We start from the raw sequence: 15,538 nt of genomic DNA, 5'->3' as shown, positions 1-15,538 counted from the left end.
CTTCAGAAGTATTTTAGATGCCGATAATGATGGTATAGCAGATAATGTAGATGAAGACGATGACAATGATGGTATTCCTGATGTGGTGGAGAGTGATGGTAACGATCCAAGCGGGGATGATGATGGTGATGGTATCCCGAACTACCAGGATGTGGACCCTGATGGACTACCGGGCACTCCAGATTTAGCGGACAGTAATGGAGATGGTATTCCGGATATTTATGACAATGACAATGATGGTGTTCCGAATCACTTCGACTTAGACAGTGACAATGATGGTATCTATGATATCATTGAGACGGGCAATGCCGGATTAGACAGTGATGACGATGGACAGGCCAATGGTAGTGTTGGATTGAATGGTATTCCAGATGTTGCAGAAGATGGTAGTGTTGATGGAGCAGGAGTTAGTGGAACCCCTGTTAATACTGATGGTAATGTAAACGACGGTCCAGATTACTTAGATATCGATGCTGATGATGATGGTATCGTTGATAATATCGAGAGTCAGACGACAGCGGGTTATATCGCTCCGTTAGTAGATGACCCTTTAACCCCTTTAGTTGATGAATCCGATACGGATGGTAATGGTGTTAATGACGCTTACGATAGTAACGGTACTGCTATAGACCCTACAAATACAGATGGGTTACCTGATGGAGCAGATTATATAGATCTTAACTCAGATGAAGACGGAGAAAGTGATACTATAGAAGCTTATGATATAGATGATGATGGCGTAGCGGATACATTACCTGCAAATAACGATGCCGATGGTGATGGATTAGATGATAATTATGATACAGATGATACTAGTTTAGATCCAACTAATGGAGGACAAACTGCCACTAATCCTTTCCCGAATACGGATAATCCTACAACTCCAGAACCAGATTGGAGAGATACAGATGATCAAGTTGATCTTGTAATAGGAAAGGTAGTTGATAATACTGCTCCAGATGAAGGAAGCATTATTGTTTATACTATTACTATTACTAACAATGGAGCTCCTTTAGCAACTAATGTTAATATTATCGATCAGTTACCAGTTGGCGTGACATATATATCTGATACACCAAGTCAAGGAAGTTATAATGATACAACAGGTGTCTGGACAGTAGGAGACATCCCTAATGGGAATAATGCAACTCTTGCTATTACTGCCACGGTGGATGTTGGTACAAGTGGAGATACGATTACCAATACTGTTACCGGAGTTGCCTTGGATCAGACAGATAATGATACTACAGCAGATGATCCAAGTGAGGATATCACGGTTAACAATGAAGTAGATTTAGTAATAGCTAAAATAGTTGATAATCCTACACCAGATGAAGGAGGTACAGTTAACTATACGATTACTGTGACCAACAATGGTCCGGCTACGGCAACCAATGTGTCTTTGACCGATGCATTACCGACAGGGGTTACTTTTGTGAGTGCTACACCAGCAGCGGATTATAATTCATCTGTAGGTATCTGGACAATAGGGAATATCTTGAATGGTGGTATAGAAACCTTAACCATTACTGCTACGGTGGATGCTGGTACAAGTGGAGATACGATTACCAATACTGTTACCGGAGTTACTTTGGATCAGACGGATAATGATACCACAGCAGATGATCCAAGTGAGGATATTGTGGTGAATAACGAAGTAGATTTAGTAGTTGCTAAGACGGTTGACAATGCTACACCAGATGAGGGAGGTACGGTTAACTATACGATTACTGTTACTAACAATGGTCCGGCACAAGCAACAACAGTATCAATTACCGATCAGTTACCAGTTGACGTGACCTATGTATCGGATACACCAAGTCAGGGAAGTTATGATGATACTACAGGGATTTGGACAGTAGGAGATATCGATAGCGGAAATGCAGTGACTTTAGTATTGGAAGCTACAGTGGATGTTGGTACGAGTGGAGATACGATTACCAATACTGTTACCGCAGTTACTTTAGATCAGACCGATAATGATACCACAGCAGATGATCCAAGTGAGGACATTGTGGTGAATAACGAAGTTGACTTAGTGGTTGCAAAAACGGTTGACAATGCTACACCAGATGAAGGAGGTACAGTTAATTATACGATTACGGTTACTAACAATGGTCCGGCACAAGCAACAACAGTATCAATTACCGATCAGTTACCAGTTGGAGTTACGTATGTATCTGATATCCCAAGTCAGGGAACGTATGATGATACTACAGGGATTTGGACAGTAGGAGATATCGATAGCGGAAATTCAGTGACTTTAGTACTGGAAGCTACAGTGGATGTTGGTACGAGTGGAGATACGATTACCAATACTGTTACCGCAGTTACTTTGGATCAGACGGATAATGATACTACAGCAGATGATCCAAGCGAGGACATTGTGGTGAATAACGAAGTTGACTTAGTGGTTGCAAAAACGGTTGACAATGCTACACCAGATGAAGGAGGTATGGTTAACTATACAATCACGGTTACTAACAATGGTCCGGCACAAGCAACAACGGTATCGATTACGGATCAATTACCAGTTGGCGTGACCTATGTATCTGATACCCCAAGTCAGGGAAGTTATGATGATACGACAGGTATCTGGACAGTAGGCGACATCGATAATGGCAATGCAGTGACTTTAGTACTGGAAGCTACAGTGAATGTTGGTACAAGTGGAGATACGATTACCAATACTGTTACCGGAGTTACTTTGGATCAGACGGATAATGATACCACAGCAGATGATCCAAGTGAGGACATTGTGGTGAATAACGAAGTTGACTTAGTGGTTGCAAAAATAGTTGATAATGCTACACCAGATGAAGGAGGTACAGTTAACTATACGATTACTGTTACTAACAATGGTCCGGCACAAGCAACAACAGTATCAATTACCGATCAGTTACCAGTTGGCGTGACCTATGTATCGGATACCCCAAGTCAGGGAAGTTATGATGATACTACAGGGATTTGGACAGTGGGAGATATCGATAGCGGAAATACAGTGACTTTAGTATTGGAAGCTACAGTGGATGCTGGCACGAGTGGAGATACGATTACCAATACGGTTACCGGAGTTACCTTAGATCAGATGGATAATGATACTACAGCAGATGATGCAAGTGAGGACATTGTGGTGAATAATGACGCTGACTTAGTTATAAGTAAGATCGTAAGTAATTCAAATCCTAGCGAAGGAGAAACAATCACGTATACAATTACAGTTACTAATAATGGAGTTGCCCAGGCAACAAATCTAATCGTTAATGATCAATTACCAAGTGGAGTCACGTATGTAGATGATACCCCATCACAAGGTAATTATGTACCTGCTTCAGGTGATTGGAATGTGGGTATACTTGATAATGGTGATACGGCAACAATAGATATTCAAGCAAGTGTTGATATTGGAACGAGTGGAGATACTATTGTAAATTCTATAACTGTTACCTCAGATCAAAATGACCCTAATATAACAAACAACGATCTTGAAGAGACTATTGTGATAACGAATTTGGCAGATCTTGTTATTAGTAAAACAGTAGATAATAATAATCCTAACGAAGGAGATACCATCAACTACTCAATTATAGTTAGAAACGATGGCACTGAACAAGCAACACAATTAATAATAAATGACTTGTTGCCTGCCGGAATTACATATACTTCTGATTCACCTAGTTTAGGAACATATAACAATGCAACAGGAGATTGGATAATTGGTATGTTGGATGCAGGAGCTACAGCAATTTTAACGATCACCGCTATCGTAGATACGGGCACAAGTGGAACAACCATTAACAACGTAATTACCTTTACAATGGATCAAACCGATCCAGATCTTACCAATAATGATCTTGAAGAAGAGATAAACGTAGTAAGTGATATTGATCTTGTAGTGTCAAAATCTATAGTAGAACCAGGTCCTTATGTACTGGGAGGAACCTATACCTATAGTATTACCATAGCTAATTCTGGCCCTGCGCAAGCTACCAATGTTACTATAACAGATCAGTTGCCAACAGGTATAACGTATCTTTTAGATATACCAGATCAGGGAACCTATGATAATGTGACTGGAATCTGGACAGTAGGTACTATCCCACCTGATGAAATCAGATTACTTACGATTAGTTTCTCTGTGGATGCTGGAACTGCAAATAATAGTATTACAAATGTGATCACTGATGTAACCCTAGATCAGGTAGACCTTAATATTATTGAAGATGACTTAGATGAAACCATTATTATTGATGGAGACAATGATAGTGATGGAATATCGGATAGTATTGATATAGATGATGATAATGATGGTATTCTTGATGTTGTTGAAGGAACAGTAGATATGGACGGAGATGGTATTATAGATTCATTTGATCAGGATAGTGACAATGATGGAATTCCAGATAATGTGGAAGGACAAACTACAGACGAATATATCTCTCCTACCGGAAATGATAGTGATGGTGATGGATTGGATGATGCTTATGAAGGAACAGGAGATGAAGGGATAAATCCAGAAGACACAGACAGAGATGGAGTTCCTGATTATTTGGATGATGATAGCGATAATGATGGAATCCCGGATGAAGTAGAAGGATTTGATTATGATAACGATGGAATCCCAGATACACTGCCAACTGGAGAAGATCTAGATAATGATGGGTTAGACGATGCTTATGATGGAGATACAACTGGTTACGAAGATCCTAATGGGGATATTGTTAATGATGATCCTGACACAGATCTTAATAATACAGATGGAGAAGGAGAACCGGATTATCGGGATACTGATGATGATGGAGACGGTGTAGATACTGTAGAAGAAAATTATGATGGAGATGAAGATCCTTCAGATACGGATACAGATGGAGATGGTATTCCTGATTATTTAGATACTGATGATGATGGCGATGATATTTTAACAGAGGATGAGAACCCTGATCCAAATAGCGATGGTATTCCTGATGATGCTATAGATACCGATGGTGATGGTGTTCCTGATTATTTAGATCCAAATGGCCCGGTTGACCCTAATGCAGAAGATGGAATTGAAATCTTTACAGGTATTTCTCCAAATGGAGATGGTATTAATGACGTATTTGTGATTAGAGGAATCGAAAATCTAGAGAATACCTTAGAAATCTACAACAGATGGGGAGTAAAAGTGTTTGGCACTGATAACTATGGTAGGAATGATAATTTCTTCAGAGGTATTTCTAATGGAAGAGCCACCGTAGAGACCAAGGATGAACTGCCAATAGGTACATATTACTATGTCTTAGAATACATTCTGGATACCGGTGAACGTAAAAGCAAGGCAGGATACTTATACATCAACAGATAATCGATCAAAGCAAAATACCCACGAGTATAATATTCGTGGGTTAAAACGAAATACATATGAAAAAAGCATACATAGTTCTAATTATTGCGGTGATTTTGAGTTTTGTCAATCAACAGACTAATTATGCACAGCAAGATGCTCAATACACCCAGTATATGTACAATACAATTAGCGTAAATCCTGCATATGCAGGTAGTAGAGGAGTAATGAGCATTACAGGATTACATCGCAGTCAATGGGTTGGGTTAGATGGAGCACCTCGTACTCAAACATTAGCATTGCATACACCTATTGGCGAGAATAACCGTGTAGGATTAGGCTTGTCCATTATCAATGATGAAATCGGACCCACAGATGAAACCTATTTTGATATTGATTTTTCGTATACAATTCCTACTTCTGATAATGGGAGATTAAGTTTTGGATTAAAAGCAGGAGGGCATTTATTAAATGTAGATTTTCAGCGATTGAGTCAGTTTGATATCGATGATCCTAATTTCGAAAATAATATTGATAATAAATTTAGTCCCAATGTGGGAGTGGGAGTATATTATCACACCGATAAGTTCTATTTTGGATTAAGTGCTCCTAATTTATTAGAAACAGATCACTTTGATGAAGAAGCCACGGTCAATAGCAATGATTCTTCAACTTTTATAGCAGAAGAGCGAATAAACTATTATCTAATTGCAGGTCATGTTTTTGATCTTAATGATAACCTAAAGTTTAAACCCGCAGTGTTAAGTAAGTTGGTTTTTGGAGCTCCCTTGCAAGTTGATGTATCTGCCAACTTCTTATTATATGATCGTTTAACTTTAGGAGTAGCATATCGATGGAGCGCAGCTTTTAGCGCTATGGCTGGTTTTCAGGTGTCTGACTCCCTGATGGTTGGATTTGCCTATGACAGAGAAACTACAGAGCTTGGAACATCACAATTCAATGATGGAAGTTATGAAGTAATGCTTCGTTTTGAACTCTTTAGAAAATATAACAGAATGCTAACACCTAGGTTCTTCTAGAAAAAAATAGAGATTATGAACTTAAAAAAATACTTTGTCAATATATCTTTAAGTATTATTCTATGCAGCACAGTAAATGCACAGGAAAAACGTTTAGAGAAAGCAGATGAAAATTTTAATCGATATGCTTTTGTAGATGCCCGTAAAATCTATCTGGATGTAGCTAGAAGTGGTTATGCATCTGCAGATTTGTTCAAAAAATTGGGAGATTCCTACTATTTTAATGCCGAATTAGAAGAATCTGTAAAATGGTATGAAGAATTAGTAGCAAACTATTCTGATGAGATAGATCCCGAATATTTATTCAGATACTCTCAAAGCCTAAAAAGTGTCAAACGATATAAAGAAGCAGATCAGGTAATGGAAAAGTTTAATACTGTTACCGGTAATGATCAACGAGCAGAATATTTTGTAAGTACAAGAGATTACCTTCGGTTTATAGAAATGCAATCCGGAAGATATACCCTTAGAAGGCTCTATATCAATTCTAAATTTTCAGAATATGCGCCTAGTTTTAATAATCAGGGGCAAATGATATTTGCTTCCTCCAGAGGTGGAGGAAACTCTATGGTAAAAACACTACATGAGTGGAATGAAATGCCATTTCTGGATTTATACACTTCAGATATAATAGGGAAAAGAAATGCGTTAACTGAGCCTAAAAAAATAAAAGGAGATATTAATACCCGGTTCCACGAATCATCCAGTACGTTTAGCAAGGATGGACAAACTGTATATTTTACAAGAAATAATTACACAAAAAGAAAACTTGGTTCTGATACCAATGGTACTATTCTTTTAAAATTATATCGTGCCACTCTGGATGGAGAGAAATGGATAAATGTAGAAGAGTTGCCTTTTAATAGTGAAGAATATTCTGTAGCACATCCTGCATTAAGCGCAGATGGTACCAAGCTATATTTTGCTAGCGATATGCCGGATAGTAGAGGACTGTCTGATCTATATGTTGTGGATGTGAATGAAGATGGTAGTTTTGGAACCCCCATAAACCTCGGGGATAAAATAAATACTGAAGGTAGAGAAACCTTTCCGTATGTAAGCGATTCAGGAAGATTGTATTTTGCCAGTGACGGTCACGTTGGATTAGGTGGGCTTGATATATTTGTTGCCGTACCTGATGTATTAGGGTTTTCACAACCCTTTAATGTAGGTAAACCCGTTAATAGTTCTGAGGATGACTTTACTTTTGTTTTAAATGAAGAAACTAAAATCGGATTCTTTGCTAGTAATAGATCCGGAGGTAAAGGTAATGACGACATCTATAGTTTTAAACAAACAGACGATTTGATTACAACTTGCGGTCAATATGTAGAAGGAACGATTACCGATGCTTATACTAGAGAGATTCTTCCAGGGACAGAAGTATTACTACTGGATAGTAATAATCAAGAATTAGGAAGAACTACAACGAATACCAAAGGAAAATATAAATTCCCGGTATCTTGTGAAACAACCTATATCGTTCGAGGATCGAAAGAGAACTATAGTCCTACAGAAGCCCCTCTGGAAACAAACACGGCATTAGAATATACACACCAGCTACCGTTACAACTAGGAAAAGGTGGATTGAGCGGACAAGAAGTAAAACCTGGAGATGATTTAGCTAAGGTGCTAAACCTACAGATTATTTATTTTGATTTGGATAAATCGTTTATAAGATCAGATGCCGAAGTAGAATTACAGAAAATTATTGCTGTGATGAAAGAGTATCCACAAATGAAGGTTGATGTACGCTCTCATACAGATAGTCGTGCCTCAGACGATTACAATATGTACTTAAGTGAGCGACGTGCAAAAAGTACGATTAAATATATCGTTGAAAAAGGAGGGATTGATAAATCTCGACTTTCAGGGAGAGGATATGGAGAAACATCACTTATAAATAAATGTAGTAATAATGTTAACTGTAGTGAATCAGAGCATCAGCAAAACAGAAGAAGTGAATTTATTCTGCTAGAATAATAGTATAATTCTTTTAATAGCCTCTGGATTGGATGCAATGAATTATATGTAAAGGTGATTAGATAGGAACCGTAAAAATTAAAAATATGATTTGTTAATAGGAGCTAATTTAATTTCAAAAATGACTTGGTTTTTTATTTTTATATGACGATGGGAATAAAAACGTTAAGCAACAAATTTTCTTACAATAGTTTTTGATCTTATTTTAGTACAGACCTCTCTAAGCGTATGGGTAACGAAAGAGAGGTCTTCCTTATTAATAGAAATCTCATTAGATATTTTTTTAAGAAATTGTTTATCATAAATGTCTTTGTTATGTAGACGTTTACTTCCTTGAAAAACTTCGTATTTGTGTAGTATCAAAATCACTTTTTTCCTTTCTAATACCAGTTATATTTTGAATTTACTTTAAAAGAAAATCAACTATTTTTTGTCTGTGTGAAGAAGAAAAAATAAGCATAGCCATAGCTACGGTTAATTTTTATTCTAAAACATAGGCGCAAAAGAGTATTTTATTGCTGTAAATTCAGAGTGTAAATGGTATAAAATATCAATGTTTCCTATTTTAGCGATCTATGATTGATCAAAAGCTATTAGAATATTTAGAATCTTTTCTCACGTCAAGAAGACAGAGTTTGTATAAAAAAGTTATCGAACAGCGTACCAATTACTTTACGGTAGCGGTAGAAGATGTCTATCAATTGCATAATACCAGTGCTGTTATTAGAAGCTGTGATGTTTTTGGGATTCAGAACGTACATGTGATTGAAGAGATAAACGCAAAACGTATCGATAGAGAAATCGCAATGGGAGCTCAGAAATGGGTGGATATTAATAGGTATACTACTACAAAAGAATGTATTAATTCGCTTAAGAAGAAAGGTTATCAAATCATAGCGACGACTCCGCATGACGATTCGATAAAATTAAAGGATTTTGACATCAGTAAACCTTCAGCGTTTTTCTTTGGGCAAGAACAAGAAGGATTAAGTGATACTGTCCTGGACGCTGCAGATACAAAATTGCATATTCCTATGGTTGGATTTACAGAAAGCTTGAACATTTCTGTTTCTGCAGCTATTATTTTACAACAAGTTACTTCACTTCTTAGAAATTCAAATATTGATTGGCAGTTATCCGAAGAGGAAAAACTAGAAAAAAGATTTGATTGGGCTAAAAAAGTGATTAAAAGTCACGAAAAAATTATAGCTAGATATGAAGAAGAGAATTAATGACAAATACTAATCAACGAATTGCGAATTACGAATAATGGACTACAAATTCTAATCAGGAACCTTTTGTTTTAGCTGTAATTTGCTTATAAATAATGGTTTACACGTAAAATGTTAATGTACTTAAATCAAAGGTTTTAAGAAATAATTCCCTATATTTGATAAAGACTAAACGTTTTAACTCCCTAAAAACACCCTTGTCATGAGCAAAAAACAGTCACCTACTAACAAAATGAAAACGTTTTTAAAGCATGTAAAAACAGGCTTTAAATCAAACAAAACAGTAATCAACTATCCAACAGAAGTTGTTCACGATATCTTTCAGAAAAGAACAAGTACTTCTTAAGAAATTTCGAATTTCAAAATATAATAGGATATAATTTAAAACAGCTCTTTGGCTTTTTAGATTACTGAATATCGGTAATAAGTAATATTTCTATAATAGTGTCGTGCTGAATTTATTTCAGCATCTCATAAAGATACGGTTCATAGTGTTCTGTGAATTGAGACCCTGAAACAAGTTCTGGGAGACGCATGGATTACGAGCCTTAACGAACATTGAATTTATATAAAGAATAATAAGGCAAGGTTTAAAAGTTAGTACTAACTTTTAAACCTTGCCTTATTTTATATTTGTGGTATTACCTTTTAGTTAAAAATACATTTTGAGTAAAATAATTGTTGTAATAATAGTTTTCTTTTACCTCGATAGTTCTCGAAAAATTTTGATATCTAGAGTCAGTAACTCTTAGCTCCCAGGTTCCCTTTGGTAGTTGTAATGCATATAATCCGTTTTCTGATAAAGTAGAAAAATGTCTGATCCCATCTTTGAATACTTCAACGGATATCGGGTGTTCGATTCTTAGAAACGTACTATTGTCTATAACTTGCCCTTTTACATTATAAAAACTCTTTAATACGGGTTCTCTTTTGGATGTTTTAGACCCATTCCAATTGTACCAGGTAGTTGCATTATTCCAGATCCATTTACCGGTGAAAGAATTATTATAATTAGGATTATTCATTTCAAAACGAATAACACCCTTTCTATTCATGTTATAGTTTTCAAAAGTTCCCTCAAAATATTCCTTACCATTGATATAATGTCTATATCCATAAATAACTCCGATATTGGCATAATCTCCATAAATAAGTTGACCTCTTTCTACTAACCTCAACTCTCCATAAGTTGAGTTCCAGGTGCCGGTCCAATCGATAGCTGAGTAGCGACTATTTTTCTGAGATATAGACGTATCTTCGATAAATAACCCATCGTCTTCGTTAGAACAATTAAAGAATGCTAAAGAAATAAATAATAAACCGAATAGTTTTAATGTTTTCATGTTTTGTATTAGTTTTAATTACTCTTATTAGTGTTCAGTAATTTGTGAGGTTAACATAAAAATTAAATTTTCCTAAATGTTTATTTTCAATTCTAGATAACAGTCAGTAAATTACTAACAACTAACAACTAACAACTAACAACTAACAACTAACAACTAACAACTAACAACTAACAACTAACAATATGGTTACTTGGTTTGAAATTCCGGTTACAAATATGGATCGTGCAAAAACTTTTTATGAAAAAGTTTTTCAGATCGAAATAGGGCTTTATAAAATGGAAGGATTACAAATGGGATGGTTTCCTAACAAAAACCAAACTGGTGTGGCTACAGGAACGTTAATTGATGCAGGAGAGCATTACAAACCTAGTCAGGATGGTGTGTTGATTTATTTCTCTTGTGATGATGTCGCCAATGAGATAGGTAGGGTAGAAGCAGCTGGAGGTAAGGTATTGTCTGATAAAAAACAAATATCACCGGAGCATGGATATATGGGATATTTTATAGATTCTGAAGGAAACAGAATTGCACTGCACTCTCAGAAATAAGAATTAAATCAGAAATAGTATTGATATTACTTTCTATCCAAAACTTTGTACTCTTCGTAGCAGTCACTAATGGCATCAAGAATTTGAAGATCATTAGCGAATTTTATAAAGTCAACCGAATAATTACAATTCCTAAGTATTTCGTCAATATCAAGACGCTCTACCTGTAAAAGAGCCATTAAGGTTGCTCTATCGAATTTTGTTTCCAATAGATTTCTAATTTCATCATCTTTCTTCATTTTTCTCAGCTTACGCAATTCATTAGAACGTTTACCGAATATATTGTAAAGAAAATCCGCAGGATTAAAAATGGCTCCGAGTACTTTATTTACAGCTCCAGGCTGTCTGTTACCACCTTCATATCCAGAGTTTAACCCAGAGATACTGTATCTGTAATTGTTGTACACCGGAATTTTTTTGGCATCGATTTCCAAATATCCGGTAAGCTGAACATCTGCCACAACCACTTCTTCTAAGGCGATACCAAGCTCGGTCATTTTGATTTTTACTTCACCAAATTTTTTCCAGTCATTAGTTACTCTAACTCTAAGAGGTTTGTATCCAATATATGTAAAATATAAGGTGTCATTTACTTTTGCTTTTATTTCAAAATTACCTTCATCGTTGGTAATGGTTCCTATTACCTGGCTAAGGTTAACCACATGAACATTTTGCAATTTGATATCAGTAGAGGCATTAAGTACTTTTCCGGATACTGTTTCTGATTCAGTTTCTTGAGCATATGTACCAATGCCTATAACAAGTATTATGTATATAAATATTCTTCTCAAAAGTTTATTTTTTGTAGTAATCTTATATTAACTATTATATTAGAACGACCAATTTATACGAACATAACATAAAAATCGGACCAAAAATCATATAGTTTAGTTAATTCAGAAAAAAAATTATCTACGATCACTACGTTTTCTTCGGTCTCTTCTGCCGCTGCCTCCTCGATCACCGCCACTGTCATTATCCCGACGGCCTTTTCCTTTTGGCTTAAATCCATCGCTTCTGCGTTTTCCTTTAAAACCACCTCCGCTATTATTGTCTTTTCTTCGTCTACCGCCACCTCTACTGCGACCGGAATCTTTAGAAATCTCTACGTTTACTTTTCTTCCTTCTAGTTTGAAATCTTCAAAAACGGCTAGGATATTATCCTGATGTTCTGAGTCTGTGTTAAAGAAAGAGAAACTTTCTTTGACATCTACACGGCTTACTCCATCTCTGTCTAGTCCCAAAGTTTCTTTCAGGAAATCTTTAAGGGTCATCCAATCAAATCCATCTTTTTCACCAACATTAATGAAATAACGGGTACTGCCATCTCTTCCTCTACCGCCATCTCCACTTTCTCTGGAAGCATTAAGATCTTTAGCTTTCTTATAATAATTATGAAAACGCGAAAATTCTACCGAAAAGAATTTTTTAATAAGTTCTTCTTTAGTAAAATCTTTCAGCACTTCATTTATAGAAGGTAAGTAGCTATCGATCTCATGATTAATTTCGGCTTTAGCAATATCATTGGCTAAGTGAAATAACTGAACCTGGCAGATTTCTTCACCACTAGGTATTTCTTTTTCTTCGAACTTCTGTTTAATGATTCGCTCTACGGTTTTAATCTTTCTAAGTTCACTTTTAGAAACAATAACCATAGATACTCCACTTTTTCCTGCACGTCCGGTTCTACCACTTCTATGGGTATAGGTTTCGATCTCGTCTGGTAATTGATAATTGATTACGTGCGTAATATCATCTACATCAATACCACGTGCAGCTACATCTGTAGCAACCAACATCTGTATCTGACGGTTTCTAAAACTCTTCATAACCAGATCTCGCTGATTCTGACTAAGATCACCATGTAAAGCGGCAGCATTATATCCATCTTCGATAAGGCTTTCTGCAACTTTTTGCGTATCTCTTTTTGTACGACAAAAAATTACAGAGAAGATATCCGGATTCGCATCTGCCAATCGTTTTAGAGCTGCATAACGATCTCTGGAGTTTACTACGTAATACTCGTGAGAAACATTCTTAGAACCTGTATTTTTATGTCCTACAGTAATTTCTACCGGATCGTGCATAAAACGCTTAGCGATCGTAGAAACTTCTCTTGGCATAGTAGCCGAGAATAACCAGGTACTTTTATCATCAGGAGTGTGGGATAAGATAGCAGTGATATCTTCATAGAATCCCATATTAAGCATTTCATCTGCTTCATCAAGAACGCAATAACCAATGTTAGAGATATCCACCATTTTTCGGTTAATCATATCTTGCATTCTTCCCGGTGTCGCAACAATGATTTGTGCACCGCGTTTAATCTCTTTAGCTTGGTCGTGAATACTGGCACCTCCGTAGATGGCAACAGTACGTAATCCTTTACTAAATTTTGAATAATTTTTTAATTCGTTGGTAATTTGTAAACAAAGTTCACGCGTAGGAGATAATATTAATCCTTGTGTAACTCTACTTTCGCTGTCTACTTTTTCAATTAACGGAAAACCAAACGCTGCCGTTTTTCCCGTTCCGGTTTGTGCTAATGCAACAATATCCGTCTCTTCATTAAGCAAAATAGGGATCGCCTTTTCCTGTACTTCACTTGGGGTTTCAAACCCCATTTCATTCACCGCCTTAAGAATGGCTTCGCTGAGGCCTAATGCTTCAAATTTGTTCATATAAATAAAAATAAGCCGCAAAGGTACGGTTTATTATCTGTCTATAATAATAACGAAGTACTTATTCTGATGTTACAAAAGAATTGATTTGTATAACTAACCAATTCCTGTCAAGAATTACTTAATGATCTCAATTTCAAAAAGTTTGTCCCAGTTTTTTCCGGTTACAAATAATTGTTTAGTGTCTTTATTATAAGCAATACCATTGAGAACATCGAGCTCAGAATGTTGGGTTACTTTATCCCTTAATCCTCTCAGGTCGACAACAGCCTCAATAGCTCCGTTTTTTGGATTTATCACGGCAATGCTACTTTTTAAATTAGATTTATTGGTCGAACCGTTTTTAGGCCAAGTATTGGCGTAAATTTTACCTTCTACCCATTCTAATTCATTAAAATTAGATTTTATACTCTTGTTGGTGACGACTTCTATATATGATTTTTCTGCCAGCGTCTCTGGATCTAATATCCAGATTTTTTCGGTACCATCACTTTTATAGATTCGTTTACCATCATTACATAATCCCCAACCTTCTTTACTTTTGTTATAGGCAAAACTTCCTGTTTTCTCTAAAGTATTCAGGTCATATATAAATCCTTCTTTGGATAGCCAGGTTAATTGTAATATTTTGTTATTTACAATGGTAATGCCTTCTGCAAAGTATTTTTTATCAATGTCTTTTTTAGTAATTACTTTGCCAGTTTTATAATCTACTTTTCTTAATGATGATAAACCATTTTTACCTGTGCTTTCGTACAGTGTATCTCCATTGAATTCTAATCCTTGTGTAAAAGCATTTTGATCATGAGGGTATTCTGCTATAATCTTGTACTTATATAATTTGGGTGGTGTATTATTAAAGAAAGTCAGTTTTTTGTAAACATCTTCCTCTTTACCTTCATAATATACAATAGCTTTCAACAAATGTTTACCTAATCTTTCTGTATCAATTTTTTCTTCTAAGGTATTGTTGCCGGTGGATTTTAATTTTATAGCTCCTAAAAAGAATGCTACAGAGTCAATTTCAATTTTTTTGTTGTTAACGATACTCGCTTTTACCGTTTCTCCTAACTGAAATTTGGTTTTATTATCATCTGTTTTTATCGAAAAAAACTTTTTTTTTGCATCAGCATTACTCCCACAGGAAAAAATCAGAGTACATAATGTAATGATGACGAATAGGTTACGTTTGTTCATGATATTGGTAATATTTAGAGCAAGATATTTATTTTAATTGGGTTTAAAAAATCATTGTTTTATATACTAAAGATTGTATCTTTGCAGCGGCAAGTCCTACACAACCAGCTCCTGTTGAATCCTCCAGGGCGGGAACGCAGCAAAGGTAAATGGTCGTAGCGGTGTGATGTAGGTAGCTTGCCTTTTTT

At 35.9% G+C, this 15,538-nt stretch carries 10 protein-coding genes and 1 other RNA gene; 7 read left to right on the top strand and 4 right to left on the bottom strand.

Annotated features, from left to right (window positions below; all coding sequences use genetic code 11):
- The 5 genes from ACFSR1_RS19590 to ACFSR1_RS19570 all read left to right on the top strand — a co-directional run.
- Nucleotides 1-5,344, top strand: a 5,344-nt coding sequence (locus ACFSR1_RS19590) for a T9SS type B sorting domain-containing protein (protein WP_378294746.1), incomplete at its 5' end; no start/stop codon positions are given.
- A gap of 56 nt (nt 5,345-5,400) precedes the next feature.
- A complete protein-coding gene (locus ACFSR1_RS19585; RefSeq protein WP_378294745.1) occupies nt 5,401-6,363 on the top strand; it encodes a PorP/SprF family type IX secretion system membrane protein in 963 nt (320 codons plus the stop codon).
- 15 nt (nt 6,364-6,378) lie between these two features.
- A complete protein-coding gene (locus tag ACFSR1_RS19580) occupies nt 6,379-8,346 on the top strand; it encodes an OmpA family protein (RefSeq protein ID WP_378294744.1) in 1,968 nt (655 codons plus the stop codon).
- A 575-nt stretch (nt 8,347-8,921) separates the two neighbouring features.
- Nucleotides 8,922-9,578 carry a TrmH family RNA methyltransferase gene (locus ACFSR1_RS19575; RefSeq protein WP_378294743.1) on the top strand — a complete coding sequence of 219 codons (657 nt, stop codon included), beginning with the start codon at nt 8,922-8,924 and terminating at the stop codon, nt 9,576-9,578.
- Nucleotides 9,579-9,780: 202 nt separating this feature from the next.
- Nucleotides 9,781-9,924: a hypothetical protein gene (locus ACFSR1_RS19570; protein ID WP_378294742.1), complete on the top strand. Its 144-nt coding sequence runs from the start codon at nt 9,781-9,783 to the stop codon at nt 9,922-9,924.
- A 295-nt stretch (nt 9,925-10,219) separates the two neighbouring features.
- Here ACFSR1_RS19570 and ACFSR1_RS19565 read toward each other — a convergent pair whose 3' ends face one another.
- Complete coding sequence (locus ACFSR1_RS19565; protein WP_378294741.1) at nt 10,220-10,921, bottom strand: hypothetical protein; 702 nt, start codon at nt 10,919-10,921, stop codon at nt 10,220-10,222.
- Between the two features lie 185 nt (nt 10,922-11,106).
- Between ACFSR1_RS19565 and ACFSR1_RS19560 the strand changes: the two genes are divergently transcribed.
- On the top strand, nt 11,107-11,472 hold the full coding sequence (locus ACFSR1_RS19560; protein WP_378294740.1) for a VOC family protein: 366 nt from the start codon (nt 11,107-11,109) through the stop codon (nt 11,470-11,472).
- A gap of 26 nt (nt 11,473-11,498) precedes the next feature.
- Here the strand turns inward: ACFSR1_RS19560 and ACFSR1_RS19555 are convergent, their stop codons facing one another.
- The 3 genes from ACFSR1_RS19555 to ACFSR1_RS19545 all read right to left on the bottom strand — a co-directional run bounded on the left by ACFSR1_RS19555 (nt 11,499) and on the right by ACFSR1_RS19545 (nt 15,350).
- The gene (locus tag ACFSR1_RS19555) at nt 11,499-12,263 is read right to left on the bottom strand and encodes a carboxypeptidase-like regulatory domain-containing protein (RefSeq protein WP_378294739.1); all 765 of its coding nucleotides are present in this window, start codon (nt 12,261-12,263) and stop codon (nt 11,499-11,501) included.
- Between the two features lie 117 nt (nt 12,264-12,380).
- Nucleotides 12,381-14,153 carry a DEAD/DEAH box helicase gene (locus ACFSR1_RS19550; protein ID WP_378294738.1) on the bottom strand — a complete coding sequence of 591 codons (1,773 nt, stop codon included), beginning with the start codon at nt 14,151-14,153 and terminating at the stop codon, nt 12,381-12,383.
- Between the two features lie 117 nt (nt 14,154-14,270).
- Nucleotides 14,271-15,350 carry a glutaminyl-peptide cyclotransferase gene (locus ACFSR1_RS19545; protein ID WP_378294737.1) on the bottom strand — a complete coding sequence of 360 codons (1,080 nt, stop codon included), beginning with the start codon at nt 15,348-15,350 and terminating at the stop codon, nt 14,271-14,273.
- An 87-nt stretch (nt 15,351-15,437) separates the two neighbouring features.
- Between ACFSR1_RS19545 and ffs the strand changes: the two genes are divergently transcribed.
- Nucleotides 15,438-15,536: signal recognition particle sRNA small type (ffs, locus tag ACFSR1_RS19540), an RNA gene on the top strand.
- Nucleotides 15,537-15,538 lie beyond the last annotated feature (2 nt).

The sequence above is a fragment of the Aquimarina rubra genome (assembly GCF_042684305.1).
In the GTDB taxonomy this organism is placed as follows: Bacteria; Bacteroidota; Bacteroidia; order Flavobacteriales; family Flavobacteriaceae; genus Aquimarina; species Aquimarina rubra.
The sequence above is the reverse complement of the archived record's forward strand: the minus strand, read 5'-3'. Positions and strand labels throughout refer to the sequence as shown.